We start from the raw sequence: 25945 nt of genomic DNA on the forward strand, positions 1-25945 counted from the left end.
GTCGCCGACGCCTTTCGTCAGCGGGGCGCGGTGGCCCTTCCCCGTGCGCGGACGGCGGTGAGGGCGAGGAGCAGGGCCAGCGCCGCCGGGGCCGTGGCGGCGACGGGGACCAGCCCGGTTCCGGCGGCCACCGCGACGCCGCCGAGCACCCCTCCGCAGGCGGCGCCGACGTGGACCGAGGCGCTCTGCACGGCCATCGCCTGGGTGGCGGCCCGCTCCCCCGCCCGGTCCAGCATCAGCGCCTGGAGGCAGGGCGGAACGGCCCACGCGGCGGCCGACCAGCACACCAGCAGGACGGCGACCACCGCCACCGGGACCGGACGCGACGGCCACAGCAGCCCCAGGGCGGACATCGTCACGCAGAAGACGGCGAGCGCGGAGGCCAGTGCCCGCGTCGGACCGAGCCGGTCGACGAGCCGTCCCGAACCCTGGGTGCCCAACAGGCCTCCGGCACCGGCGCAGACCAGGAGCAGGGCGAGCGGACCCGGGGTGACCCCGGCCAGCCCGGACAGGACCGGCGCCAGGTAGGTCTGGAAGGCCAGGTTGCCCGCCACCGCCAGGACGGTGACCGCCAGCAGGACGGCGACGGTCCCGTTGGCCAGGGGCCGCAGCAGGTCGGCCGGGGTGGCGCGCGCCCCGGTCGGTTCGGTCGCGGGCAGGGTCGCGGCGACCAGGACCAGGGCCAGGGCGCCGAGCGCTCCGCACAGCACGAAGGCCCCCTCCCAGCCGGACACCGCGCCGGCCCAGGTCCCGGCGGGTACACCAACCAGGACGGCACCGGTGAGGCCGGTCATCACGGTGGCGAGGTGGCGTCCCCGGCGCTCGGACGGCGCCCGCGTCGCGGCCGTCGCCAGGGCCGCGGGCACCACCACGGCGGCGGACAGGGCGGCGAGCACACGCAGCGCGAGCAGCTGCGGGTGGGTGTCCACGGCCAGGACCGCCAGGTTGGCGGCGGTGAACACGGCGAGCGCGGGGGGCAGGGCGCGCCGCACGGACACGCGGGGCAGCACGAGCGCCCACGCCGGCGCGGACAGGGCGTAGGTCAGCGAGTACACGGTCACCAACTGACCGGCGGCGGCCTCGGAGACGCCCAGATCGGCGGCGAGTCCGGGCAGGACCCCAAGGACGACGAAGTCGTCGGTCTGGACGGTGAAGACGGCGAGGGCCAGGGCGAGAAGCCAGATCGGAGAACGCACGACAGTTAAGGTAACACTTGTTTCCTTAACCGAGTATGCCACGCTGAGGGGCGGAAAGGTGGTGTTCGCGTGCCCAGACCGGCCGACCCCGAACGCCGACGCGCGGTCGTCGACGCCGTCATCGACCAACTCGCCCGCACCGGAGTGGCGGGGTTCACGCTGCGCGGAGTGGCCCGGGGGCTCGGGCAGAGCACCCGCGTGCTCACCCACCACTTCGCGGACAAGGAGGCCCTGCTCACGGCGGTGCTGGAGCGGCTCGACGAGCGTCAGCACGCGGCGCTGCGCGACACCCCCGGCTGGGACGACCCCTCGGTGCCGGTCAGCGCCGTCGTCCGCGACTCCTGGCGGCGCCACCTGGGCCCGGAACGGGAGACGACCCGGCTGATCCTGGAGATCGAGGGCCTGACCGCGGCCGGGCGCCTGCCCGCCCGTGCGGGGTTCGTGCGTGGTCGGGCCGAGTTCGTCGCCGACTGCCTGCGCCTGCGCGGACTGCCCGCCGAGGAGGCCCTGGCCAGGGCGACCCTGCTCAACGCGGCCTACTCCGGGCTGGAGGCGGACCACCTCGGCACCGGCGACCGCGACCGGGTCGAGGCCGCGCTGGACGCGCTGTGCGCCTGGATCGACGCCCCCGCGCTCAGTCCCGGTTCCTGACCCGCTCGAAGACGCCGGTGAGTCCGTCCAGGAAGGCCGACAGCGCGAGTTCGAAGCTCGCGTCGTCGATCTCGGTGGCGTGCTCGGGCAGGCGGTGGGCCTGCGACAGGTTGGGGTAGCGGTCCCGGTAGACGCGCACGTCGTCGTCGAATCCGCGTGCGAAGGAGTTGGTGGCGGCCCCCACGACCAGGTACTTGGTGGACGCCCCGATCATCGTGGCGTAGCGGGGCGGCCATCCGGCGCCCACCAGGCCGCCGTGCACGGCGTCGGCGCGGCGCAGCGCCTCCTCGCGGCGCCCGGGACCCGAGGAGACCACCGGAAGCAGGTGGGGGTGCTCGGTGAGGGCGTCGCGGTAGGAACGCGCCCAGACGGTGAGCCCCTCACGCCAGTCGCCGCCCTCGAACCCGGAGACGTCGATGTGCGAGGTGACCTCGTCGGCGACCTCGGTGAGCAGCTCCTCCTTGGTGCGGTAGTGGCTGTAGAGGGAGGCCGCCTGCACGTCGAGCTCCTGGGCGAGCTTGCGCATGGACAGTCCGTCCAGCCCGTCCCGGTCCACGAGCGCGAGGGCGGCGCGGCGGATGGTCGGTCTGCTCAGGATCGGCGTCTTGGGTCGGGCCACGGAGGGATCCCCTTCTCCACTGCGGCGGACGGACCGGACCCTCCGGCGTCCGGCCCGATCATCGCACGTCGGTGCACCGTATGTGGCCCCTTGGTCGCCTTCTCGGGAGGGCCCGCACACTCCGGGCCGCACGGGACTCCCGCCCGAAGCCGCCCCTGATGCCCGTTTCCTCCCCGCGGTGGCCTCCCCTTGCGTGCACCGCCGCACACCCCGTACGCTCAAATAACCGAACGCCGTTAGGTTACTGGGGAGACAGGCCGTGATCGATTTCTCACTGAGCGAAGAGCAGCGCGCCGTCCGCGACTGGGTGCGGACCTTCGTCGAGCGGGAACTGATGCCGCTGGAGAACGAGGTGCTGCGCCGCGAGCGCGAGGGGCACCCGCCCGGCCTCAACGCCGAGGAGCGCACCCGCCTGCGCGAACTGGCCCGCAAGTCCGACTTCTGGGGCGTGGAGACCCCCGTGGAGTACGGCGGCATGGGCCTGGACCCGGTCACCGCCGCGATCATCGAGATCGAACTGGGCAGGACCTTCCTGACCTTCAAGTTCGGCGGCGAGGCGGACAACATCCTCTACCACGCCAACGAGGAGCAGAAGGAGCGCTACCTGCTGCCCACCATCGCCGGTGAGCGCCGCTCCTGCTTCGCCATCACCGAGCCGGGCGCGGGATCCGACGCCAAGGCCATCCGCACCCGCGCCGTCCGCGACGGCGACGAGTGGGTCATCAACGGCGAGAAGACCTTCATCACCGGCGGCAACGAGGCCGACTTCACCATGGTCTTCGCGGTCACCGACCCGGAGAAGGGCGCCAACGGGGGCGTGACCTGCTTCCTGGTCGACCGCGACGCGGGCTGGACCTCCGAGCCGATCGACACCATGGGCGAGCGCCGACCCGCGGCCCTGATCTTCCAGGACGTGCGCGTGCCGCACGAGAACATCCTGGGCGAGGAGGGCCGGGGCTTCGAGCTGGCCATGAAGTGGATCGGCAAGGGCCGCTACCTGCTGCCCGCCCGCGCGCTCGGCGGCTGCGAGCGGCTGCTGGACATGGCGATCGAGTACTCCCGCACGCGCGAGACCTTCGGCGCGCCCATCGCCGACCGGCAGGCCATCCAGTGGATGATCGCCGACTCCCAGACCGAGATCGAGGCGCTGCGCCTGCTGGTGCTGCACGCCGCATGGCAGGTGTCGGCGGGCAGGGACTCGCGCCACGCGCAGTCCATCGCCAAGCTCTTCGGCGGTGTGAAGGCCAACGAGATCGTCGACCGCGTCATGCAGATCCACGGCGGCATGGGCTACACCCGTGAGCTGCCCATCGAGCGCTTCTACCGCGACGTGCGGCTGCTGCGCATCTTCGAGGGCACGGACGAGATCCAGCGCCGCACGATCGCCCGCGACCTGCTCAAGGGCCACGTCAAGGTGGGCGCAACCCTGGGCTAGCAGCGGGAAGAGGGGCCCGTGCCGCACGTGGGAGCGCGGCACGGGCCCCTGCTCCGTCTTCGGAGCGCCCCCGCCTGCTGGGAGCGGTGACCCGCCCCGCGCGGAGTGCCACCGGCGGGTGGACCCACGGGCCGACCGGACACGTTTCCGGTGTGACTGGAGTACTCCGCCCCCGGATGACCTTGTGCTTACGGCGAGGTCGGAGCACCGAAGCACGCTACGAGTACAGGATCACGGCGGACGGAGCGCGCCAGGTGGACCCCTACGGTCACCGCGCTAGCGGACGCCGACCAGGTCGCAGACGAAGATCAGCGTCTCGTTCGGGGCGATGGCGCCGGGCGCGCCACGCTCGCCGTAGGCCAGGTGCGGCGGGATGACCAGCTTGCGGCGACCGCCCACGCGCATGCCCATGACGCCCTGGTCCCAGCCCGGGATGACCTGGCCCGCGCCGAGGCGGAAGCTCAGCGGCTGGCCGCGGTTCCAGCTGGCGTCGAACTCCTCTCCGTTGGAGAAGGACACGCCCACGTAGTGGACGTCGACGGTCTTCCCGTGGCCCGCCTGGGCGCCTTCGCCGATCTCGATGTCGGTGACCTCCAGCTCGGCGGGCGGCGGGCCCTCGATGAAGTCGATCTCCGGACGCTCAAGCGCCATGGTGGTACCCCTCGTGTTGTCAGAGTGAACAGAGAGGCCCAGGCTATCGGCGCGCGGAAGCGTTCCGACACGAAACGGACACCGCGCCGTGAGGTCTCAGGGGCCTCAGGGGTCACCGACGGTCGCGGCGACGACGTGCCCGTGCCCCTCGACCTTGATCGGCCCGCTGTCGGCCTGGACGAACACCGACTCGCCACGCTGGAGGGTCAGCCCCTGGCCGACCTCGGCGACCAGCTCCACCCGTCCGTGCAGGGCCAGCACCACGGTCGGCCCCCGCCCCGGCAGGTGGGCGGTGACGCGGCCGGGACCGATCTCGTGCAGCGCGAACTCCGGGGCGGCCGTGCGGAACTCCCGGCGCCCCTCCAGGAGTCCGGGCCAGGCGTAGGGGATGGGCAGCACGGAGAAGTCCACCACGTCCAGCAGTTCGGGCGCGTCCACGTGCTTGCCGGTCAGACCGGCGCGCAGCACGTTGTCGGAGCTGGCCATCACCTCGACGGCGGTGCCCTGGAGGTAGGCGTGCATGTTGCCCGCGGGCAGGAACAGGGCCTGGCCCGGCCACAGGGTGACCCGGTTGAGCAGCAGGGCGGCCACCGCGCCCGGATCACCCGGATAGCGGGCCGCCAGGTCCGCGACGATGACGCTGTGGGAGCCGCGCGGGTCGGAGACGGACCACTCGCGCACGAAGTCGCCGATCAGCCGGGCGCGGTCGCCGTCGGGGAGGGTGAGCAGGCGGGTGAGGGCGGAGCGCAGGGCGGCGTGGGTGTCGGCCAGGGCGAGGTCAGCGCGCAGCGCGACCGCCAGCTCGCTGGTGAGTCCGCGCAGGTCGGCGCGGGCGGCGGCGGGCTCGCGGAAGCCGCACAGCGCCTCGAAGGGCTCCAGGGCGAGGAGGAGCTCGGGCTTGTGGTGGGGGTCTCGGTAGTTGCGCTGGGGCGCGTCCAGGGGGATGCCCGCGCGCTCCTCGGCCTCGAACCCGGCCCGGGCGCGGACGGCGTCGGGATGGACCTGGAGGGACAGGGGCGCCTCGGCGGCCAGGACCTTGAGGAGGAAGGGCAGCCGTCCGTCGAAGCGCTCGGCGGTGCGTCTTCCCAGGACGCGGCGGGGGTTCTCGGCGATGAGGCCGGGCAGGGGGCGCGGACCGTCCTCGCAGTGCGCCGTGCTCGGGGCGCCGTGGTGGGCGCCCAGCCAGAGTTCGGCCTGGGGCGTGCCGTCGGGTTCGGTGCCCAGCAGCCGTGGGATGGCCGCGCGCGCTCCCCAGGCGTAAGGCCTTACCTGGTTGGTGAGCCTGTGCATGCGCCCCCCACTTTCCCGTCTGCGTGTTCTCACCCCGTGGACACTCCGGCGAGGCGCCAACAGTCTGGTGGAGGGGACTGTCGCGATCGACACGGCACGCCCCCCTTCTTGAGGTAGTGCACACTTCACCTCGCGGGGTGGGCGAGCACCCTACACGTGAGGGGCCCGGCTGCGGCAACGAAGTTACCGGGAAGTAAACCATGTTCGGGGACACGTCGGGTTCCCGACCCTGGGAAGGGGCCGGGCTCGCAGGTGGGCCCGGTCGGCGACCGGGCCTCCTCCCGCGTTCCACACCCTACTCAGGGAGGGGGCGCCGGGCCGGCCGAGCGGCTCGTCGGCCGGACGGGCCGGGGAGCACCGGGAGGCCGGAACGCGGCGGGTCCGGGGCGGCCCCGGTGGGGCCGTGCCCGCTCAGCGCCCGCGGCGCACCTTGTCGGCGGCCTCCACCAGGCGGTCGATCATCCGCTGGGTCAGCTCGGGGTCGGGCTGGGGCAGCCCGGCGATCGCCGACATGTACAGGCCGTCGCCCGCGCGCAGGATGATCTCGGCCAGGACCGGGTCGGTGAGTTCCTCGTGCAGCAGTTCGCCCCAGCGGCTGAAGAGGCGCTGGACCGTGCGGGTGGCCTTCTCGGGCATGTCCTCCTGGCCGCGCAGGGCCGCGATGACGGCCCAGTACAGCTCGCGCTCCTCGGGGTCGCGCGGCAGTGAGGTGCGCAGGAAGACGCGGACCACGCCCTCCTCCCCCTCCACGGCCTCCCGGAACTCCTCCTCGGCCAGCGCGCTCAGGCGTTCGATGAGTCCGGTGAGCATGGCGGCCTTGGACGGGAAGTGGTAGAGCAGCCCTCCCTTGGACACCGCGGCGTCACGGGCCACGGCTTCCAGGGTCACTCCGGAATAACCCTCGCTGACGAGGATGTCCTGGAGGGAGTCGAGGATGCGGTCGCGGGTGTTGGAAGCATTCACGATTGACACTGTACCGGCTGGACGGTACTGTACCGGCTGGACGGTTGAAGAGTCCCGGAGTGTGCCCTCCGGTCGACCAGACTTCCCGTCCCCCGCCCGGCCGTTCGCCTTCCGCCTCCCGCCGGCCACCACACGCCCCTCACGACCGGGAGGCGTGTCCACCAGCGATACGTAACGAGGAAAGATGAGTTCCGCCAAGACCAACGGCGCGCGAGGCCGCGACGGAGCGGCGCCCGCCCTCGCGGGTCCGCGCGAATGGGCGGCCCTGGCCGTCCTGGTCCTGCCGGTGGTCCTGATCTCGGTCGACTCGACCGTGCTCGGGTTCGCCGTTCCCGCACTGAGTGAGCAGCTGCGCCCCGACTCGGGCCAGCTGCTGTGGATCGTCGACGTCTACGGCTTCATCCTGGCCGGACTGCTGATCACCATGGGCTCGCTCGGCGACCGCATCGGTCGGCGACGCCTGCTCATGATGGGCTCGGCCGCCTTCGGCGGCGCCTCCCTGCTGGCCGCGTTCTCACCCACCGCCGAGGTGCTGATCCTGGCCCGCGCCCTGCTGGGCCTGGCGGGTGCCTCACTGATGCCCTCCACCCTGTCCCTGCTGCGCAACATCTTCCTGGACCCGCGCCAGCGGCTGCTGGCCATCGCCCTGTGGGCGTCCGGGTTCTCCGGCGGCGCGGCGCTCGGCCCGATCCTGGGCGGCTGGCTCCTGGAGCACTTCTTCTGGGGGTCGGTCTTCCTGATCAACCTGCCGGTGATGGCGTTGATCCTGGTGCTGGTGCCACTGCTGGTGCGCGAGTCGCGCGATCCCGGGTCGGGACACCTGGACCCGCTGAGCGTGGTGCTGTCGATGGCCGCGATGCTGCCCGTCGTGTACGGGATCAAGCAGCTGGCCACCGAGGGGCTGGCGGTTCTTCCGTTCGTGGCCCTGGCGGTCGGCCTGGGCCTGGGCTACGTGTTCGTCCGGCGCCAGAAGGGGCTCGACGACCCGCTGATCGACGTGAGCCTGTTCCGGTACCGGGTGTTCAGCGTGGCCGTGGCCACCAACCTGATGATCGTGTTCTCGCTGGTGTCGTCGCTGTTCTTCCTGACGCAGTACCTCCAGCTGGTGCTGGGCGTCTCGCCGATGCGGGCCGGTTTCGTGCTGGTGCCGGGCCTGGTGCTGTCGGTCGTGGCGAGCCTGGTGGCGGTGCGGCTGTCGCGCCGCCTGAGCCTGGCCACGGTGATAGGCGGGTCCCTGCTGGTGAGCGCGACGGGGTTCGCGGTCCTGGTGTTCGCTCCGCAGGACGGGATCGTCGCCGGTGTGGCGCTCGTGACGACGGGCTTCGCGCTGATCGCCATCGGCTCGGGGTTCGCCGAGACGCTGACCAACGGCGCGATCATGACGGCGGCCCCGCCGCGGCGCGCCGGTGCGGCCTCGGCGATCTCCGAGACCGCCTACGAACTGGGCGCCGCGCTCGGTGTCGCGATCCTGGGCAGCGTGCTGACCGCGTCCTACCGGGCGAACCTGACCGCCGTGGAGGATGTGCCCCCGGACGCGGTGGACGCCGCCAGGGAGACCCTGGGCGGGGCCGCGAACACCGCCGCCGACCTGGGTGGAGCCACGGGCGAGGCGCTGATGGGCGCCGCGCGGTCGGCGTTCACCGACGGCATGCACCTGACCAGCGTCATCGCCGTGGTGATCGTCCTGGCCGCCGCCGCGCAGGCGTGGGTGCTGCTGCGCGGCCTGGGCAACCCGGCCGTGGAGGAGCCCGCGACGGAGGAGTCTGCTGAGACCGAAGGGGTTGGAGAGACCCCGGTGGCTGAGAAGGCCACGGGTCCGGCGGCCGCCGACTCCGTGTCCGCGCCGGGGTCGGAGGGACGCTCCGACCGATAGACGCGCCGAGCGGTCCGGGCCCGGGTTCCGGTTGGTGGTCGCGACCCCCTGACTTCCCGGAGGTCGCGACCACCACGTCGTTCACCGGACGGGACCCCCTCCGCGAGCCCGGTTACCGGAACCGCTGGCAGGCGCCGGGAAGGTCACCGAAGCGGCATCCTCTCCACCGTGAACGGCGGAGGTTCCCACGACCGCGCGGCTGTGGGCGCGGAGCACCTCACGGCACCCGCTGGTCCCGTCTCACCGGCCAGCGCCCCAGGAGGCGGCCGCCCCGCCTCCGCGGGCGTCGACCGTCTCCGCCAACCGGTCGCGTTGGGCCGGTGCCCGCCGGACCGGAAGCGGCCAGCGGAGCCCCTGTAGGGTCCTCGCATGAGAATGCGGTTCGGTCGCCCCGACATCTCCCGCTACGCGGACCGGTTCGACGTGCCCGAGGCGGGCCGGGGCCCGTCCGTCACGTTCCTGGGCGTGAGCACCCTCCTCATCGGGGACGGAACCTCAGCCGTCATGACCGACGGGTTCTTCTCCCGCCCCTCCCTGACGGCGGTGGGTACGCGGCGCATCGCCCCGGACCACGCACGCATCGACGCCGCCCTGACACGTGCCGGAGTGGAGTCGCTCGACGCGATCGTTCCCGTGCACACCCACTTCGACCACGCCATGGACACGGCGGTGGTCGCCGCCCGCACCGGGGCCCGCCTGGTCGGCGGCGCGTCCGCGTCCCAGATCGGACGCGGCGGCGGCCTGCCCGAGGACAGGATCGTGCGGGCCGGGTCCGGCGAGCGGATCGCGTGCGGCGCCTTCACCCTGACCCTGGTCGGGTCCCGGCACTGCCCGCCCGACCGGTACCCCGGAGAGATCACCGAGCCCGTCGTGCCGCCGGTCAGGGCGTCGGCCTACCGCTGCGGCGAGGCCTGGTCCCTCCTGGTGGAACACGCCGGGGGCCGCACCGCGCTGGTCCAGGGAAGCGCTGGTTTCGTCCCCGGCGCCCTGGACGGGTACGCGGCCGAGGTGGTCTACCTCGGCGTCGGCCAACTGGGCCCACGGGGCGCGGACCACGTCCGGGCCTACTGGAGGGAGACGGTCGAGGCGGTGGGTGCGCGCCGGGTCGTCCTCGTCCACTGGGACGACTTCTTCCGGCCGCTCGACAGGCCCCTGCGCGCACTGCCCTACCTCGGCGACGACCTCGACGCCACCATGGGCGTCCTCGACGCGCTCTCCGCCGAGCAGGGGGTGCCGGTGCGCTTCCCCTCCCCGTGGAGGCGGGAGGACCCCTGGTCCGGGCTGCGCTGAGGGACGGCCGGGGCGGCCTCAGGGGAGGCGGAGCAGCTCCGCCTCGGCGCCGTCCCAGTCCGGCGGCACGACCGCGTAGGCGTCGGCCAGGGCGGCGCCGCGCAGGCTGCCCGGGCGGTCGTGGCCGACCGGGTGCGCCCGCCCGCCGTCGAGGCGCACCGCGACCAGCCTGGTGTCCCGGGGGTGAGCGGTGACCCGCCCCTCCAGCACCGTCCGGGGGAGCCCCGCGCCGGGGTCCGGACGGCCGGTCATGGCCGCGAGCAGGGGGACCAGCAGGGTCGCCGCGGCCACGAGGGCGGCTCCGGGGTTCCCGGGAAGACCGACGAACACGGTCCGGTCGGTGTGCGCGAGCAGCTGCGGGTGGCCCGGACGGCAGGCGACGCCGTCGACCACGGTGGTGGCGCCCAGCTCCTCCAGGACCGAGCGCAGGTGGTCGGCCGGGCCCCGGGACGAGGAACCGCACACCGCCACCACGTCGCCGTCCGCGCCCGCCACCGCGTCGAACAGCGCCCGCCGGTCGTCGCCCAGGTGCCGCACCGATCCGACCCGACCGCCCGCCCGGTCGACGACTCCGGGCAGCATCGGGCCGATGGAATCGCGCACACTGCCGTCGCCGGGCAGGCCCGAGGTGGTGACCTCCTCACCGGTGACCAGTACCGACACCCGTGGGCACAGCACGGGCAGGGTCTCGTGGCCCAGGCTGGCGGCCAGTCCCAGCGCCGCCGGGCCGACCAGCGTCCCGCGGGTGAGAACGGTCTCACCGGGGGCGGTCTCCTCCCCCGCCCAGCGCACGTGGCGGCCCGCCTCGGCGGGCCCGTCCACCGTTCCGTCCCGGACGAGAGCCGTCTCGTAGGGCAGGACGCACTCGGTGTCCTTGGGAACCCGGGCACCGGTGGCGATCTCGACGGCCTCGCCGGGACGCAGCCCCACGGACGAGGAGGCTCCGGCGAGCTGTCTGCCGACCAGCCGCCAGGGGCCCGGGCCCGCCACGGCGAAACCGTCCATGGCCGAGGCGTCGAAGGCGGGCAGGCCCACCAGGGCGCGCACGTCCGCGCCGAGGACGGCGCCCAGGGCGTCCTCCAGGGGGAGGTCGCGCGGAGCGGGGGGCCTGTCTCCGCCCAGGAGGGCGGCGGCCTCACGCGCCCGCGGCCACGTCCGGTGACCGCCGCGTTCCCCGGTTCGACCGCCTCCGCCCATACCGTCTCCCCTCGTCACGCCGGTGTCCCCATTGTCCACCCCGGGTGCCGTGACGCGGGCGTCAACCCTCCCGGGTGTTCCATGCGATGCCCCTGTGACGGAAGTGGCGAACCGGTCCCTCCCAGCTCCGATTTGCCGTCTGCCGACTTTCCGCTAGAGTTCTTACCAGCAGCACGGCGGGGCCCACGGGCCGGACGCCAGGCAGCAAGCGGACGTGGCTCAGCTGGTAGAGCATCACCTTGCCAAGGTGAGGGTCGCGGGTTCGAATCCCGTCGTCCGCTCGGAGGAGACGCGAGGCGCTTCGGCGCCGAACGTGTAACTCGGTGGAGTGGCCGAGAGGCGAGGCAGCGGCCTGCAAAGCCGTCTACACGGGTTCGAATCCCGTCTCCACCTCCCATCGCTTCACGCGGGCGGTTAGCTCAGTTGGTTAGAGCGCTACCTTGACACGGTAGAGGTCACAGGTTCGAATCCTGTATCGCCCACCACCTTCTCAGGCCAGAGCGCACGCTCTGGCCTGAGTCGTCTCCGGGGTGACGTGCTCATAGACCCGGGCCATCCCCGGCACCCGGTGCCCAAGCCGGGCCGCACGGGCCACCTCGGGGATCTCATCCTTGGCCAACCACGTGCGTTGGGTGTGACGTCCCTCGTCGAACGTGCATCTGGGAAGCAGCGGACGCCGCCACCGGGCACGGAAGTTCCCCCGGCGCAGCAGCCCACCCTGGGGCCCTCTGAAGAGGTAGCCCTCCTCAGAGGGTGTCCAGCCGGAACCGGACTGTCCCTTGGGCCGCGACCTCACGGATTCGATCTTGGTGAGTGCGCCCTGACAACACGGGCGGGCTCACCCATCGACCCTCTTCTCGCGGGCCCGCTGCCGCCAGTCTTCGGCCTCCTCCACCCGGCCCGCCTCATCCAGCAGGGCCCCGAGATTGACCATGGCGTTGGTGTCACCTTGGTCGGCGGCCTTTCGGAACCAAGGTTCGGCCTCCTCCACCCGGCCCGCCTCATCCAGCAGGATCCCGAGGTTGAACATCGCGCGGATGTCGCCTTGCTCGGCGGCCCGTTGCCACCAGTCTTGGGCTTCCTCCCCCCGGTCCACCTCCTCCAGCAGGGTCCCGAGGTTGAACATCGCGTCGGTGTCACCTTGGTCGGCCACGGGGCGCCAGGCTGTTTCGGCGATGTCGCCCCGTTTGGCACGGTAGGCCGTGACACCGATGGTGAAGCGGTCCCGGTCAGTGGCCGCGTCCAGGGCGGCGCGCCACACCGCTTCGGGCAGGGGGTCTTGGGTGGTGAGGTAGTCGAAGGCGCGCCACAGGCGGCCCTCGTGGTCGGCGGGCACCAGCAGCCCGGCCGTGCCGCTGCGTGGGCGGGTGGCCCATTCCCAGGCCCGGTCGGCCTCCTCGGGCAGGGGCGGCGGGTGGGGCAGGTAGGCGCTGTGGGCGGTGTGGAGCTGTTCGCGGGTCAGCGGGCTCGACACCCCGGCCTGGGCCAGGCCCACCGCCGCGGCCACCAGCGCGTACCCGCGTGGATGGCCGCTGTCGGGGCCGGTTTCCCAGGCCTGTTGCAGGTGGGGGCCCGCGGCCAGCTGCTCGGCCACCCCGAAGCGCTCATCAGCGGCGGCTCGGACCAGACGCCCGTCGCCGCTGGCGCGGGCACGCTCGCGCTCTTGCCCGCTCCAGAGGCGGTCGAGGGTGACCGGTGGGGTCCTGAGCACCGCATACCCCACCCCCTCGGTGGCAAGGGTGGGGTCGGTGGCGCTCGGTCGCAGGGAACCCAGCCGTTCCCGGCGGATGGTGGCGGCCACCACCGCACCGGCCCGGCCCAGTTCGGCGACCAGGGCCGGGGTCAGCCCCGAGGCGCTCAGGTGGCGGTCCAGGTCGTCCAACCACACCACCCACCCCTGCGGTGCGCGCGCGGTGCTCGCCTTGAGCCAGGCGGGCAGGGGGCGCAGGTCGGCGTCCTCGGGCGGGGCCACCAGCATCCGCTCGGGCAGGGTACGTGCCAGCGCCTGGACCAGGGCCCGTGTCTTGCCCGCGGTCGAGGACCCGGTCACCAACACCAGTCCGCCGAGCGATGAAACCGCAGCCGCGCCAAGGCGACGGTCGAGTTCGTCGTCCACGTCCCGGGCCACGTAGGGGGGCAGCTCTTCGCCTCCAGGGCCGGGGAGGGTGTCGTGGGCGCCCAGCCCGTGCGCATCGGCCTGGTGGGCGGGCAGGGCCACTTCCACCCACCCCGGCACTGGTGGAGCCGCCGGTGCGGGTGGGGGGTGCACGGTGAGCGGGCCGTGGACGGCCCCGGTCTGGACCGCGGTGCCGTGGACATCGCCCGCGCGGTTGTCCACCGGCGTGCTCGCCGGGGCAGGTGAGGGCGCCGGCGCCCGGGAGGAGGGGGTGCGGTGTGGCCAGGCCAAGGCCAGGACCGCGGCGGCCAGGACGAAGGCCCCGGCCCCCACCACCCAGGAGAGCTTCTCCAGTCCGGGCAGCAGCAGGGAGGCACCCGGCACCACCAACAAGGCCACCCCAACGACTGCGAGGATCCACACCCACGTTCGTCGCATACGCCGAGTCTGCCACCTGAGCGGCGTTCTCGGTCACGCCTGCCGTGTTCACACTTACCGGCGATCAGACAACCCAGGGTGACGGATTCGGGCGCAGCACAGCCCCCACCAACGCTTCGCTGCACGGGGACTGCCGTGACCCAGCCGTAATGTTCTGCCTCATCCAGCCCGCTAGGTTCTCACTCCAGCCGTGCGGGTTCGCTGGATGTCTCACTCAATCTGTGCACCTGCGTCCCCACGGCTACAGTCCACTGGAGTGGGGAGCAACCCCGGACTAATCGTTTTCGCAGGTGCCTGGGACTTGTCGATCGCTGCGCGGTTCGAATGAGACGACCGTGATGACCGCCCTGGTTGGGTGTCTCGGTAGTCCTGGCGGAAAATCCTACGGTAAGGATCCAGAAAGGATCCAGAACAGCCTTTGAGGCAGGAATGGCATTCGCGGCGCGCTGCCATGGTCGGTGGACGTCACCGCCCTGGGGACCGGGAGCGTTCGGGGATTGACCGGATCCGGCGAACCACCTACCCGAACCGCGACGGGCCCGGCGCAATACGCTCATGCGATGGCTGTGGACGTGGATCCTGGGGTCGGTCACTATCGTGCTCGGAGCGGCCTGGGCCCTGCCCCGGATGCTTCCTGAACTGGACCTGGGACTGGACGAGCTCAATCAGCTGGCCGGGATCGCCGCATTGGCGGTGGCAGTGGCCACCGGGGCCGTGACGGTGTGGGCGGTGCGCCACCCGCCCACCGCCCACCCCCCACGAGCGGGAGCGTCATCAATACGATCACCGGTAACACCTCCGGTCCCACGGTCCAAGCCCACACCGTGCACGGCGGGGCCGGAAACACCCACCACCACTACCCAGGCACGACGGTGCCGTCCGCGTTGTTCGCGGTGCCAGCCCCACCGGACGGCTTCACGGGCCGGACCGACCAACTCCGGCAGGTACTGGACCAGATCGACCCCACGACCGGGTCGGACCACCGGGCCCGTGCCGCGGCAGGCGCGGACCCGGCAGCCTGGGAGCAGCAGCGCACGAGGGCCGGTCAGGGTTTGCGACCCATCCCGCAGTACTCGTCGGCGGCCGTGGGCAACCCACCGCCGACGTCGATCTGGGAACTGCGCCACTCCAGCGCGGGCACCACACCGGGATCGACCAGGTCCAGGCCCGCGAAGTAGTCGCCGATCTGCTCCGGTGAGCGCAGGATGTAGGGCAGCGCGGCGTCGGCGTTCCACGCCTCCGCGGCCCGCCGCATCCCCTCACTGGTGTCGGTGCTGTCGGCGATCGCCAGGAAACTGCCCGAGGGCAGGCGCTCCGTGTACGAGCGCACCAGGGACACCGCCGCCTCGTGTGTGTGGTGGCCCAGGATGCCCAGCATCGTCAGGCCCACCGGACGGGTCAGGTCCAACGTGCGGGACGCCGCCTCCAGCACGACCTCGGGCTGGTGCACGTCGGCGTCGACGTAGTCGGTGGCACCCTCCTCGGTGCCGCTCAGCAGAGCGCGGGCGTGGGCGAGTACCAGCGGGTCGTTGTCCACGTAGACCACGCGCGCGGCCGGGTTCACGGACTGGGCGATCTCGTGGGTGTTGTTGTGGGTGGGCAACCCCGTGCCCAGGTCCAGGAACTGGTCGATGCCCGCTTCGTCGGCCAGATGGGTGACCGCGCGCAGCAGGAAGGTGCGCTGGGCGCGCGCCACGTCAACCATCTCCGGGAAGTCCTTGAGGATGAGATCCCCCAAAGCCTTGTCCGCGGGGTAGTGGTCCTTACCTCCCAGCCAGTAGTTCCACACCCGGGCGGAGTGGGGGACGGAGGTGTCCAGGGACTGTTCAGGGGAGGGGGTAGGCATGGGGTCCTTCGCTCGTGGATCGTTGTGTGCGGCCAACCTAGACCGCCCCGCTCCCATCGGACCAGGGTCTGTTGGCCCCGATCTCCTTGCCTTTGCAAAGGCCACCGGCTACCGGAACACTTCTGCCCTCCGAAAGCCGTTGAGCTGCTCTCCTCGCCCTCATCCCTCGGAAAACCTGGCTCGGTGGTCAGGCCGTGCGTTATTCGTCCGCGCGGTATGCGGACAGGTCTGCGGCCTCTTCCCCTTCAGGCCCGTACAGGAAGGACGTGAGACACTCGGCGTTCTCGTCACACCACGCCAGCTGTTCGCTGGTGTGGTCCGCGAGGTATTCGGCGCCGCCTTCGTCCGGGTTCGTGGTCAGAAAACCGATGACGTTTCGCGCGACGCGAACAGGTGGATGCACGAGTCCTCACCGACGGCGGGAGTGAGGACCGACTCGGGGTCACGGTTGACGTAGTCGAAACGGTTCGTCGAAGAACCTTCGTGACACCGGTCGCACAGGGCGTTCTTCGCCTCTTCGATGGAGCCGAACCACTCCAAGTCGTCTTCCGGGTCGGACAGCGCGTATCCGTCACCGCCGGGCGGTGGCCAAGCCGATGCCGGACTCCGTGGCGAGTTGAGAGAAGGATTCGTCCTTGTACAGACGAACCAACACCAGAAGTACTTGGTGGGCGAAGACCGAGTCTGTGCTTCGCGAAACAAGACTTCTGCGGTGGCCATGAACAGTCTTGGAGGTACGACCCGAGGATGGCGCGGCAGAAACATCGCCGCGTGGGCAGTAGGGCCACGTCAGAGTTCTTGGTGTGGCAGAACTCCTTGGCCGCCGCTCCTCCTACCAGGGCTTTCTGCTGTCAGGCGTAGTTCCGAACAGTCGGCACCCGGCTATGACCCGCGCCTCCAGGCTGGAAAGGACCAACAGCAGCACTCCGTGGTGTTCGCTCGGGCAAAGCTGAGCACGCCGTCGACACCGTTCGTACCTGGCCGTGCCCGCGTCCATGCTCCACCCGAGCCCTTTCTCGCAGGAGGCCAAGCGCGTCCGTACACGCACGCCTACTATCCCAGGCCCGAGTCCAGTGGCAAGGCCCTCTCCTGTCCTGATGCGGACACGGCAAGCGACGGAGCAGACACGTGTGCATCGGCATGCGTCTCGCCTGGTCTTTTTCAACCTCGGCAAACTTCCATTCAACCTCAGGACCACACCCCCTCCTGGCTGTGATGTCAAACACAGGCACGCCACCTTGTTCTCTCTTTGCGTATAGACGTAATTTGTCTGTGCATTTCATCCCTATGCATCCTATGCATGAGCAATTACTTGCGGAAAGGTATTGACATGTCCTTCGCCGTCCCGGACTTCCGTCTGGAGACCATCGATGAAGAGGTCACTGACGGCTACTGGATCACCGCTGCTGATATCGATGGTGACGGCCGGGTTGACCTTGTGACGTCCGGAGTGACCAGCGGAAGAATCCGCTGGTACCGCAACCCCGACTGGACGAAGCGGGAGATCGCGGAACTCCACCGCCCCGTCGCCGTCGATGCGGCGGACATCACCGGAACGGGCCGTCCCGATCTCATCGTCTGCCACGAGTACGGCCACACACTCAGTGAGTGCAAGCCTGACGAAGGGCTCGTCTCCTGGCTGAGGAACCCTGGCGACACCGAGTCCGGGTTCTGGGAACGGCACGACATCGGCCAACTCTGCTCGGCTCACCGAGTGCTCGGTGTCCGGGTGGGAGATGACGAACACGTCCGCGTACTCGCAGCTCCGATGGTCGGTCCAAGCGGCGGTCGCGAGGCTCTGTCACAGCCGGTTCGCCTGACCTCCTACCGACCGCAGAGTTCCCCCATGGGCAACTGGAGCGCCGAGACCATTGACGACAGTTCATACCTGCTGGTCCACGAGCTCACCCCGTCCAGACGTGTGCACCGCTCCTCTGACGATCCCTTCCTCATCGCCAGCGCCGAAGGAGTCACCGAGCTCGCCTTCGACACCCGCACCCAGACTTGGCGTACCCAGTCCATCGGTACCGGCGAACTGACCCAGCAGGCCCGGACCGGCTTTCAAGGCAGCAACAGCGCCTCCACAGGGCGGCTCAACGGCGGACAGGGCTCCTACATAGCCGCGCTGGAACCTTTCCACGGCAACACGGTCTCGGTCTACACACGTCCCGGCGGCTCAGGAGATCGCTGGGAACGCACTGTCCTGGACGTGTTCAGCGATCCCAATGAACTCGGCGAGGGGCCCGGGCACGACTTGGTCTGCGCTGACTTCGACGGCGACGGCGAGGACGAATTCCTCGTCGCATTGCGCGGCCCCGAACCCTGGCAGGGCGTCCACTACTACAAGGCCGTCGATGCGGCTCGAGGGCTGTGGACCAGGAAGCACGTATCCACCGAGTCCGCAGCACGCATCGCCGTCGCCGATTTCACAGGAAACGGACGCCTCGACTTCGCCACGATCGGTTACTCCGTCCCTGGTTACTTCCAGGCAGAAGCTCCCAAGGTCGTCATCGCGCACAACCAGGGAACGGGCTCTTGACATCTCAGTGGTTCCACATCCCAGGAAGGCGTCCCACGAATTCGAAACCCATGAAAGGAAACACGATATGCCCAGAATTCTTTACCTGGCCGGAGGCTGGCCGGGACACAACCCCGACGGCATCGCCCGGTGGCTCACACCCAAGCTTCGCAACATGGGTTATGAAACCGAACTGACCTCCGATCCGAACCGTCTCGGCGACGATCTTGCCGACTTCGACCTTGTGCTCCTGGGCTGGACCCAGTCCGACACCACCGAGCGACTCGCACCGTCGGTGGAGGAACGGTTCTCCCGCTCAGTCCAGGACGGCTTGGGCGTCGCGGGCTGGCACGGCATGGCCGCGTCCTTCAGGGCGAGCCTGACCTACAACATGTTGGTCGGCGGCAACTGTGTGTCCCACCCCGGCGGAGAGGGTGTACGTGTCCCGTACAAGGTACGTGTCGTCGACCCCGACCACCCTGTGGCCGCAGGGGTCTCCGACTTCGAGGTCGCTTCCGAGCAGTACTACATGCACGCCGACCCCTCGAACAGGGTGATCGCCGAGACCACCTTCAGCGGGGAACATCTCCCCTGGATCGAAGGTCTGACCTCCCCCGTCGCCTGGACGAGGTCCTGGGGCGAGGGCCGCGTGTTCTACACGTCGGTCGGTCACTACCTGGAAGACCTCCAACTCCCTGACGCCGACCGTTTCCTGGCCCAGGGAATCCGCTGGGCCACACGAGGCACGCCGCACTCTTCCTGAGCCCAACACCAAACCCAACCCCGGACCCCTGACCACCGGTCTGGACGGAACACCTCCTTCTCCGAACACACCAAGAACCGGAAGGTATCCATGTCCGACGTCACGAGCACACCCGGACCCCTGCTCCCCGAGGTTCCCTCACGCCTGGGTGTGGGTCCCATGTCGAAGAACGCGGTGGACGCGGCCATCAACGTCGCCCATCGCTCCGACCAGAACCTCATGCTCATCCCCAGCCGCCGTCAGGTCGAGGCGGCAAGCCAGGGGGCGGCTACGTCGAGGGATGGGACACCACAGCGTTCGCCGAGTACGTGCGCCGCAACGATCCGGCCGGACGCCTGTTGCTCTGCAGGGACCACGGTGGCCCCTACCAGTCCGCCGGTGAGCGCGAGAAGCGCCTGACTCCGGACGAAGCCATGGCCTCCGCGTTGGAGTCCTACCAGGAGGACATCCGCAACGGCTTCGACCTGCTGCACATCGACACGTCCATGGATCTGGACGGGGTCGCTGACGACAAGGTGGCCATCGACCGTGCCGTGGAACTGTACGGGCGGTGCGTCGACTTCTCCCGCGCCCAGGGCAGGGAGGTGCTGTTCGAGATCGGGTTCGAAGATCAGGGCCGGGACACCAACGACCCGTTCGAGTTCCAGGAGCTCCTCGGCACCGCCCTGAACCACCTGCGCAGGGCCGACCTGCCCCTTCCCACCTTCGTCGTCGCCCAGACCGGCACGAAGGTCGTGGAGACGCGCAACACCGGTGGTATCGGGGTGGCTCCCAGCGCGGTCGGAGTCGCGGTGCGCGCACTCGCCGACGTGGCCGAGCGTCACGGCATCGCCCTGAAAGCGCACAACTGCGACTACCTGAGCGAGTCGACGGTGGACTACCTCTCTTCCAGGGGAGTCCACGCCCTGAACGTGGCTCCCGAGTTCGGCGTCGTGGAGACCCGAGCTTTCGTCGCACTCCTGAAGGAGTTGGGGATGGGCATCCAACTGGAGCGGTTCCTGGCCCTGGCCCACGGTTCCGGCGCCTGGCGCAAGTGGATGGACAAGGACACCACGGCCAGCGACTACGAGCGCGCCATCATCGCCGGCCACTACGTCTACAACACCGAGCGCTTCCGGGACATCAAGGCCGCGGTCCAGCACGAGGCCGAAGCCAGGGGGGTCGACGTGGACGCCCGGCTGCGCACTGCCATCGAGGCGTCGATCGAGAACTACGCGCGACCACTGCGCCGGGCCGAGGCGAGGGTTCCGGCCGCCAGCACCGCTCCGTGAACGAACCGTTCCCCATGCGCAACGGTTCCTGGACGACGCACCCAGCCATGAGGAGGGCACAGTGACCACAGCCACCGTACGGATTCCCGAACAGACGAGTATCGGAATTCGTGAGAACGAACTGATCGAGGAGCTCACGAGCGAGCTGCGCGCGAACGTCGAGGAAGAGGTGACCGAAGGCGGGTCTCCCGCCCGACTGCTGCGGTTACTCATGCCGGACGGCAGCCGCCAGGTGCTGAAGCTCCAGGTGGAGATGCCTGGTGCCGTGGACGGGCACGACCTTGAATCGTTCAGGGTCAAGCTCCGCCAGATCGACAAGATCCGGGCCGACGCTCCGGCCCTACGTGAGGTGTACACGGACAAACTGCGTGAGTTCCACGGCCACGACTGGTCCGCGTACACGATGCCCTACTACCCGAACGAGGACATCGCGGCGTCCATTCGAGGCGAGGACCCTCGCGTTGAGGAGTTCTTCGACCGCTTCGACGTCACGATGACCGCCCTGGCGGAACGGGGCTGGAGCCTGGAGGAGAGCCGTTCGGAGCCCGGGCAGATCTCCGAGATCCACGCGGACCGTCTGACCCGCCGCTTCTGGCTCCTGGAGAAGCATCTGCCCTCGCAGTACACCAGTCAGGAACGTCTCGTCGTCAACGGCGTGCCCTGCAGGCACCCGCTCGAGATCGCCAAGCTCCTCAGCGAACGCCCGGAGCTGACCCGGCATGTGGACGCCACCCGCCTCCATTTTCCCGCGCACGGTGACCTGAACACTCGGAACGTGCTCATCACCGGGGAGCGGGATGGTCGGCCGACCGTACGGATCATCGATCCGCGTGGCACGTTGCAGCCGTGGGACATCGTCTACGACTGGGGCAAAGTGCTGTTCAGCCTGACGGTCTGGGACGCCGGACTCCGTGAGGGGTTCCAGATCGACACCGCCGGGGACCCGTCCAGCCCGGAGGTGTCCGTTCACCAGCGAGGAGGCCTCTACCCCGGGTACCGGACGGCTGCCCAGCGGCTGGTGGGGGCAATCGCCCAGCACGCGCACCTGGCGCCTCTCGTGGCCGATGACCCCGGATGGCGCAGCCGCCTCCTGTTGGGCCACGGTTTTCATCTCCTGGCCGAGGCCGCGTGCCGTCTGTCCGACATCAAGAAGCGCGCCAGCAGTGCCGGGGACGTCGATCTGAGCCCGATCGAACTCGCCAGCGGTCACTACCTGTTGGGCGTGCTCTTCCTGGAGAACGCCGTCGCGCAGTTGGAGGACCGCGGCGAGATCGACCCGGTGAGCCATCTGGCTCTCCTGGACCTCTGACCACACCGGTCTTCTCGGGGGCGGGGCGCCTCAGGCGCCCCGCCCCGCCTTCCCCGTCTCTGTTGTTCGTCCCTGGAGGGGTCATGGTGTTGGAGTGCGAAGCGGTGTTGTTCGACCTGGACGGAGTGCTCGTGGAGTCGGGCGCCGTCATCGAGAGGATGTGGCGCGGATGGGCCGCGCGGCGTGGCCTGGACCCGGATGAGGTCATGGCGCTCACCCCCGGTCGCCGCGCACCGGACGTGGTACGCCTGGCCGCGCCCGAACTGGACGCGAAGGCCGAGGCCGAGGCCCTGGAGGAACACCAGGTCGCCGACCCCCACCTTCTCCGGGAGGTCGCGGGAGCACGGGAGCTCACGAGTTCACTGACCGCGGGGACGTGGGCCGTGGTCACCTCGGGAAGTCGGTTCGTGGCCACCACACGCCTACGAACCATCGGAATCGTCGAACCGTCAGTACTCGTCACCGCAGATGACGTGGTGCGCGGCAAACCCGACCCGGAAGGCTACCTGTCGGCGGCCAAGGCACTGGGCACACCCGCGGAGGAGTGCGTGGTCATCGAGGACGCCCCCAGCGGGGCACGTGCGGGGCTGGCCGCCGGAATGAGGGTGATCGGAGTCGAGGGTGGTGGGATCGAACGCGGTGACGGGGTTGAGTTCATCGTCCCCGACCTCACCGGCCTGCGGATCGGGACGGTCGAGGACGGCGTGGGCCGGTTGCGTGTCAGTCCGGTAGCAGGGCGGTGATCGCCTCCCTCAGGCCGTCCTCCCGCTCCTCGGAAAGGGCGCTCTCCAACGCGGCCACGTAACTCTTCCTGGCCTCCTCCACCGTGGCGCGCCCCTTGTCGGTGATCTGGGTGTAGACACCGCGCCGGTCGTCGGCGCAGTGGTAGCGCTCGGTCAGGCCGCTGCGCTCCAGACGACCGACGAGCCTGCTGAGCGAACTCTGGTTGATCGGAATGGAATCGGCCAGGAACTGCTGGCGCAGGTGCCCGCCGTCGTCGGAGTAGTGCAGCGCGACCAGCGCCGAGTACTCCGAGCAGGTCAGACCGTGTGGTTCCAGGGCGGTCTCCAGTCGCTCCCGCACACGTGCCTCGAACAGGCGCAGCCTGCGCCAGCGGGCTTCCAGCTCCGTCGGTTCCTGGATACGTGGCACGAAGCGGACGGAGTCGGCGGAGTTCATGTACGACCCCCAGTCGTCGTGGACTTTGCGCACCAACATACCCCTTCCAGGCATCTAACGCCCGAGCGCATGCTTGAAGTAAGGATAGCGCTCGTGCAATAGTTGCACCGGCGCAGACTTTGAAACAGTCCCGCCCCGACCCGCCCTGACCCCGCGGGAAGGACCCACAAGCCGCAACCAGCGGAGGAACCGCGATGCCCCTCGCCGTATTCGCCCTGATGGTCGCCAGCTTCGGTATAGGAACGACCGAGTTCGTGATCATGGGCCTCCTGCCCGAGGTCGCCGACGACATGTCGGTCAGCCTCACCAGGGCCGGCCTGCTCATCTCCGGCTACGCCCTCGGTGTCGTCTTCGGCGGCCCCCTGTTCACCGCCGCCGCCACACGTATGCCGCGCAAGAGGATGCTGCTCATCCTCATGGTCCTGTTCATCGCCGGAAACGCGCTCTCCGCCGTCGCCTCGGCCTACTGGATCCTCATGGTGGGCCGTATCCTGGCCGCGATCTGCCACGGCGCGTTCCTGGGCATCGGCTCGGTGGTCGCCGCGGACATGGTCGCCCAGGACAAGCGTTCCCGGGCGATCTCGCTCGTCTTCACCGGCCTGACCGTCGCCAACGTGTTCGGTGCCCCCATGGGCACCTGGATCGGCCAGGCCCTCGACTGGCGTGCGACCTTCTGGGCCATCGCCGCGATCGGCGTGATCAGCCTCGTCGGCCTCGTCGTCCTGGTGCCCGTCCAGCCCAACGACGGACCCGTGCGCCTGCGCGACGAACTCGCGGTCTTCGGCCGTGGACAGCTGTGGCTGGCGCTGGCGACCGCCGGGCTGAGCATCGGAGCACTCTTCGCCGCGTTCAGCTACGTCGCCCCCCTCATGACCGAGGTGGTCGGGTTCGGCTCCGGCATGCTCACCCCGCTGCTCATGCTCTTCGGCGTCGGTCTGGTCATCGGCAACCTCCTGGGCGGCCGTTACGCCGACCGGGCCCAGATAGCCACACTGCTGACCGCGCAGGCGCTGCTGTTCGTGGTGCTGGTGCTCTTCGCTCTGACGGCGCAGTTCGCGGTGGCCGCCGTCGCCCTGCTCATGTTGTTGGGCGGCGCCGGGTTCGCCACGGTCCCCGGATTCATGACGCGCGTCATCGACAAGGCCGCGGGGGCGACCACCCTGGCCGCCGCCGTGGCCTCCTCGGCGGCCAACGCGGGCATCGCTGTGGGCTCCTACCTGGCCGGGCGAACGATCGACGCCGGTTTCGGCTACACCGCGCCCCTGGCGGTCGGCGCGATCATGGCCGCCGCCGCGTTCGGCGTCACCTTCGCCTCCCACGCGCTGGACCGCCGATCCGCACGTGGCCGCGCCGGCGGGCGGAGCGCTCAGACCTCTCCCGCTGAGGAGGCCCGGTGACCAGCACAGGACACCACGCTCCTGGGAGCAGGAACGACGCTCTGGGCCGCATCACCCCAGGACCGGGGCGACTCACCCTGGGCTTGGAGCTCCCCTTGGACAACGACTGGTCGCCGGAGGGACAACGTTCCCGGCGTGCCGACGGTCGGCTTCGGGGAGAACCCGACATGGCCCTGCACGCCGAACGTGCCCGTCTGGCTGACCGATGGGGGTTCGCGGCTCTGTGGTTGCGCGACGTCCCCCTGTACGATCCCGACTTCGGTGACGCTGGTCAGGTCTTCGACCCCTTTCCCTACCTGGGCTACCTCGCCTCCGTCACGGACCGCGCCGCGCTCGGTACGGCCGCTGTCGCGCTTCCCCTACACCATCCGGCGCATGTGGCCAAGATGACCGCAACGGTCGACCGGTTGTCGGGAGGACGGCTGATCCTGGGCGTGGCCTCGGGCGACCGCCCAATGGAGTTCCCCGTGTTCGGAGCGGACCGCGGTCGGCGGGCGGAGCTGCTGCGCGAGGGTGTGCGTACCCTGCGCTCCCTCTGGGGGCGCAACGAGGTCATCGAGGGTTCGGGGCTTCAGGTGCTCCCCACACCCGAAGGTGACGGGGTCCCCATCGTCCTGGCAGGACGCGGTGGTCAGCATCTGGAATGGATCGCCGGGCACATGGACGGTTACTTCACCTACCACCGAACGCCGGACGCCATGATCTCGGTGGCCTCGCCCTGGCACGAGGCCGTACGTGAAGCACACGGCGCGCATTCCGTGTTCCGCCCCCTGATGACGACGATGCTCGTGGACCTGCTCGGGGACGCGCGGGCGCCCATGACGCCGATGCGGTTCGGAGCGCGTTTGGGGCGCGAGGCGCTCATCTCCTACCTGCGGGCTTTGGGGGCGTCCGGAGTCAGCCATGTCGCTGTCAACCTCAGACCGAGTCAGCGCCCGGTGGAGGAGGTGATCGAGGAACTCGGCACCCACGTACTCCCCGAGTTCCCCCTGCCAGCGCAGGATCCACCCCATGCTCACCCGACCCACCTGGGAAAGACTGCGGTACGGGGATCCTGAGAGTCCTGGGATCGCCGGATCGGCTCGCCATCGGCCGTCCTCGATGGCGAGCCGTCAGGGCGTAAGCAGGAACGCGCCCCAGTGGCTTGTGGCCGAATGACATGAACAGCTGACGTGCTCGCCATTACGGCCCCATAGATCTTCCGTGGGCTCGGGAACGGCCGCGGCGACCCAGACACGAACTGCTCCACTGACCAGAGCGAGCGGGTGAAGTCAGCCAACGGCGGGCGGCCGCGCTCCCCGAGCCGAACGCCGTCGGGTGGGTCCAGCGCGGACGGTCCGCGTACCCCCGCCTTGGGGCCGACCGCACTACGGCGGGGAACGACGGGTCGTCCGGATCCAGTGCGTACGTCCACGTGTGCGGCGAACCTCCTCACCGGTCGCGTGCTCAACGTGAACCGGTGAACAGGAGCGGTTGCGGCGGACCTCCCTGCTGATGGTGGACGCGCGGGTAGCGCCCGCGTCGGCGTGCGGGCGCCGCGACCCGGTTCGGAGGCCGCCCGCCGTCACGCCGTCCGCGTCCGGTCCCCGGGTCCACGCCTACGGCCTGGCAGGCTTCCCCGTTCGATTACCCAGCTCCACAAGCAGGAGGTGTTCCGCTCGCTCGGCCAGGGCTTCTCACGGCCCTGGCCGAGCGAGCGGTCCCGGATCTCGGAGTCGTCCACCGCGCCCCTTCGGGAACGGGGTGCCGCAACGACCGCCAGAACCCAGGCGACGGGGCGGAGTGGCCAGGACACCGAACCCGTGTCCACTTCGGAGCGCGGCGGCTAGGAGATGAGCATCCCGGCGATCGCGGCGCTCATCAGGTTGGCCAGCGTCCCGGCGAGGATGGCGCGCAGGCCCAGCTCGGCGATGTCGCCCCTGCGGCTGGGGGCCCGGCTGCCG

21 protein-coding genes and 3 tRNA genes are annotated in these 25945 nt (G+C 70.3%); 14 read left to right on the plus strand and 10 right to left on the minus strand.

The features are described 5' to 3' along the window. Positions 1 to 17: 17 nt before the first annotated feature. Positions 18 to 1196, minus strand: a complete 1179-nt coding sequence (locus D455_RS0123545; protein ID WP_017573142.1) for an MFS transporter — start codon at positions 1194 to 1196, stop codon at positions 18 to 20. Positions 1197 to 1265: 69 nt separating this feature from the next. Between D455_RS0123545 and D455_RS0123550 the strand changes: the two genes are divergently transcribed. Further along, positions 1266 to 1847 (plus strand): TetR/AcrR family transcriptional regulator, encoded by a 582-nt coding sequence (locus tag D455_RS0123550; protein WP_017573143.1) that lies wholly within the window; start codon positions 1266 to 1268, stop codon positions 1845 to 1847. Here the strand turns inward: D455_RS0123550 and D455_RS0123555 are convergent. Next, positions 1831 to 2466, minus strand: a complete 636-nt coding sequence (locus D455_RS0123555; RefSeq protein WP_017573144.1) for a TetR/AcrR family transcriptional regulator — start codon at positions 2464 to 2466, stop codon at positions 1831 to 1833. The genes D455_RS0123550 and D455_RS0123555 overlap by 17 nt on opposite strands. 259 nt (positions 2467 to 2725) lie before the next feature. On the opposite strand from D455_RS0123555, the gene D455_RS0123560 reads away from it, so the two are divergent. After that, positions 2726 to 3901, plus strand: a complete 1176-nt coding sequence (locus D455_RS0123560) for an acyl-CoA dehydrogenase family protein (RefSeq protein WP_017573145.1) — start codon at positions 2726 to 2728, stop codon at positions 3899 to 3901. 276 nt (positions 3902 to 4177) lie between these two features. On the opposite strand, the gene D455_RS0123565 is transcribed toward D455_RS0123560, so the two are convergent. The 3 genes from D455_RS0123565 to D455_RS0123575 all read right to left on the minus strand — a co-directional run bounded on the left by D455_RS0123565 (position 4178) and on the right by D455_RS0123575 (position 6805). Further along, the gene (locus D455_RS0123565; RefSeq protein WP_017573146.1) at positions 4178 to 4552 is read right to left on the minus strand and encodes an FKBP-type peptidyl-prolyl cis-trans isomerase; all 375 of its coding nucleotides are present in this window, start codon (positions 4550 to 4552) and stop codon (positions 4178 to 4180) included. A 105-nt stretch (positions 4553 to 4657) separates the two neighbouring features. Next, the gene (manA, locus tag D455_RS0123570) at positions 4658 to 5842 is read right to left on the minus strand and encodes a mannose-6-phosphate isomerase, class I (protein ID WP_017573147.1); all 1185 of its coding nucleotides are present in this window, start codon (positions 5840 to 5842) and stop codon (positions 4658 to 4660) included. Positions 5843 to 6253: 411 nt separating this feature from the next. Further along, positions 6254 to 6805 carry a TetR/AcrR family transcriptional regulator gene (locus D455_RS0123575; protein ID WP_017573148.1) on the minus strand — a complete coding sequence of 184 codons (552 nt, stop codon included), beginning with the start codon at positions 6803 to 6805 and terminating at the stop codon, positions 6254 to 6256. Positions 6806 to 6989: 184 nt separating this feature from the next. On the opposite strand from D455_RS0123575, the gene D455_RS31500 reads away from it, so the two are divergent. Beyond that, positions 6990 to 8678, plus strand: coding sequence for an MFS transporter (locus tag D455_RS31500; RefSeq protein WP_017573149.1), 1689 nt, complete (start codon positions 6990 to 6992; stop codon positions 8676 to 8678). Positions 8679 to 9047: 369 nt separating this feature from the next. After that, positions 9048 to 9968 carry an MBL fold metallo-hydrolase gene (locus D455_RS0123585; protein WP_026122915.1) on the plus strand — a complete coding sequence of 307 codons (921 nt, stop codon included), beginning with the start codon at positions 9048 to 9050 and terminating at the stop codon, positions 9966 to 9968. An 18-nt stretch (positions 9969 to 9986) separates the two neighbouring features. On the opposite strand, the gene D455_RS0123590 is transcribed toward D455_RS0123585, so the two are convergent. Beyond that, positions 9987 to 11165, minus strand: coding sequence for a molybdopterin molybdotransferase MoeA (locus D455_RS0123590; RefSeq protein WP_017573151.1), 1179 nt, complete (start codon positions 11163 to 11165; stop codon positions 9987 to 9989). A gap of 208 nt (positions 11166 to 11373) precedes the next feature. Here D455_RS0123590 and D455_RS0123595 point away from each other — a divergent pair. The 3 genes from D455_RS0123595 to D455_RS0123605 all read left to right on the plus strand — a co-directional run bounded on the left by D455_RS0123595 (position 11374) and on the right by D455_RS0123605 (position 11650). Further along, positions 11374 to 11446: transfer RNA gene (locus D455_RS0123595), tRNA-Gly, on the plus strand. Between the two features lie 41 nt (positions 11447 to 11487). Beyond that, positions 11488 to 11558: transfer RNA gene (locus tag D455_RS0123600), tRNA-Cys, on the plus strand. Positions 11559 to 11573: 15 nt separating this feature from the next. Then, positions 11574 to 11650: transfer RNA gene (locus D455_RS0123605), tRNA-Val, on the plus strand. Between the two features lie 353 nt (positions 11651 to 12003). Here D455_RS0123605 and D455_RS0123610 read toward each other — a convergent pair. Further along, the gene (locus tag D455_RS0123610) at positions 12004 to 13719 is read right to left on the minus strand and encodes a tetratricopeptide repeat protein (RefSeq protein ID WP_152487140.1); all 1716 of its coding nucleotides are present in this window, start codon (positions 13717 to 13719) and stop codon (positions 12004 to 12006) included. 1045 nt (positions 13720 to 14764) lie between these two features. After that, entirely contained in the window at positions 14765 to 15565 is an 801-nt protein-coding gene (locus tag D455_RS0123615; protein ID WP_017573153.1) for an SAM-dependent methyltransferase, read from the minus strand. 1330 nt (positions 15566 to 16895) lie between these two features. Here D455_RS0123615 and D455_RS0123625 point away from each other — a divergent pair. The 5 genes from D455_RS0123625 to D455_RS31510 all read left to right on the plus strand — a co-directional run bounded on the left by D455_RS0123625 (position 16896) and on the right by D455_RS31510 (position 22169). Beyond that, complete coding sequence (locus tag D455_RS0123625; RefSeq protein ID WP_017573155.1) at positions 16896 to 18104, plus strand: FG-GAP repeat domain-containing protein; 1209 nt, start codon at positions 16896 to 16898, stop codon at positions 18102 to 18104. A 67-nt stretch (positions 18105 to 18171) separates the two neighbouring features. After that, positions 18172 to 18846, plus strand: a complete 675-nt coding sequence (locus tag D455_RS0123630) for a ThuA domain-containing protein (protein WP_017573156.1) — start codon at positions 18172 to 18174, stop codon at positions 18844 to 18846. Between the two features lie 338 nt (positions 18847 to 19184). Next, complete coding sequence (locus tag D455_RS31505) at positions 19185 to 20117, plus strand: tagatose-6-phosphate kinase (RefSeq protein ID WP_206539293.1); 933 nt, start codon at positions 19185 to 19187, stop codon at positions 20115 to 20117. A gap of 61 nt (positions 20118 to 20178) precedes the next feature. Then, complete coding sequence (locus tag D455_RS34290; RefSeq protein ID WP_017573158.1) at positions 20179 to 21426, plus strand: hypothetical protein; 1248 nt, start codon at positions 20179 to 20181, stop codon at positions 21424 to 21426. Positions 21427 to 21509: 83 nt separating this feature from the next. After that, positions 21510 to 22169, plus strand: a complete 660-nt coding sequence (locus tag D455_RS31510) for an HAD-IA family hydrolase (RefSeq protein WP_017573159.1) — start codon at positions 21510 to 21512, stop codon at positions 22167 to 22169. On the opposite strand, the gene D455_RS0123650 is transcribed toward D455_RS31510, so the two are convergent. Then, positions 22147 to 22644, minus strand: coding sequence for a MarR family winged helix-turn-helix transcriptional regulator (locus tag D455_RS0123650; protein WP_017573160.1), 498 nt, complete (start codon positions 22642 to 22644; stop codon positions 22147 to 22149). The genes D455_RS31510 and D455_RS0123650 overlap by 23 nt on opposite strands. A 155-nt stretch (positions 22645 to 22799) precedes the next feature. Between D455_RS0123650 and D455_RS0123655 the strand changes: the two genes are divergently transcribed. Further along, on the plus strand, positions 22800 to 24002 hold the full coding sequence (locus D455_RS0123655; RefSeq protein ID WP_017573161.1) for an MFS transporter: 1203 nt from the start codon (positions 22800 to 22802) through the stop codon (positions 24000 to 24002). Then, positions 23999 to 25060: a TIGR03571 family LLM class oxidoreductase gene (locus tag D455_RS31515; RefSeq protein WP_206539294.1), complete on the plus strand. Its 1062-nt coding sequence runs from the start codon at positions 23999 to 24001 to the stop codon at positions 25058 to 25060. The genes D455_RS0123655 and D455_RS31515 overlap by 4 nt, the downstream gene beginning before the upstream one ends. Before the next feature lie 767 nt (positions 25061 to 25827). Here D455_RS31515 and D455_RS35945 read toward each other — a convergent pair. Beyond that, positions 25828 to 25945: nucleoside transporter C-terminal domain-containing protein (locus D455_RS35945; protein ID WP_152487141.1), on the minus strand; the 118-nt coding region annotated here is incomplete at its 5' end.

It is taken from the genome of Nocardiopsis halotolerans DSM 44410 (genome assembly GCF_000341065.1).
In the GTDB taxonomy this organism is placed as follows: domain Bacteria; phylum Actinomycetota; class Actinomycetes; order Streptosporangiales; family Streptosporangiaceae; genus Nocardiopsis; species Nocardiopsis halotolerans.

Coding starts and splice junctions, on each gene's coding strand:
- D455_RS0123610 (WP_152487140.1), bottom strand. CDS start 13,719: ATGCGACGAACGTGGGTGTGGATCCTCGCAGTCGTTGGGGTGGCCTTG.
- D455_RS0123585 (WP_026122915.1), top strand. CDS start 9,048: ATGAGAATGCGGTTCGGTCGCCCCGACATCTCCCGCTACGCGGACCGG.
- D455_RS0123650 (WP_017573160.1), bottom strand. CDS start 22,644: ATGTTGGTGCGCAAAGTCCACGACGACTGGGGGTCGTACATGAACTCC.
- D455_RS31500 (WP_017573149.1), top strand. CDS start 6,990: ATGAGTTCCGCCAAGACCAACGGCGCGCGAGGCCGCGACGGAGCGGCG.
- D455_RS0123630 (WP_017573156.1), top strand. CDS start 18,172: ATGCCCAGAATTCTTTACCTGGCCGGAGGCTGGCCGGGACACAACCCC.
- D455_RS0123655 (WP_017573161.1), top strand. CDS start 22,800: ATGCCCCTCGCCGTATTCGCCCTGATGGTCGCCAGCTTCGGTATAGGA.
- D455_RS31510 (WP_017573159.1), top strand. CDS start 21,510: ATGGTGTTGGAGTGCGAAGCGGTGTTGTTCGACCTGGACGGAGTGCTC.
- D455_RS0123565 (WP_017573146.1), bottom strand. CDS start 4,552: ATGGCGCTTGAGCGTCCGGAGATCGACTTCATCGAGGGCCCGCCGCCC.
- manA (WP_017573147.1), bottom strand. CDS start 5,842: ATGCACAGGCTCACCAACCAGGTAAGGCCTTACGCCTGGGGAGCGCGC.
- D455_RS0123625 (WP_017573155.1), top strand. CDS start 16,896: ATGTCCTTCGCCGTCCCGGACTTCCGTCTGGAGACCATCGATGAAGAG.
- D455_RS0123590 (WP_017573151.1), bottom strand. CDS start 11,165: ATGGGCGGAGGCGGTCGAACCGGGGAACGCGGCGGTCACCGGACGTGG.
- D455_RS0123615 (WP_017573153.1), bottom strand. CDS start 15,565: ATGCCTACCCCCTCCCCTGAACAGTCCCTGGACACCTCCGTCCCCCAC.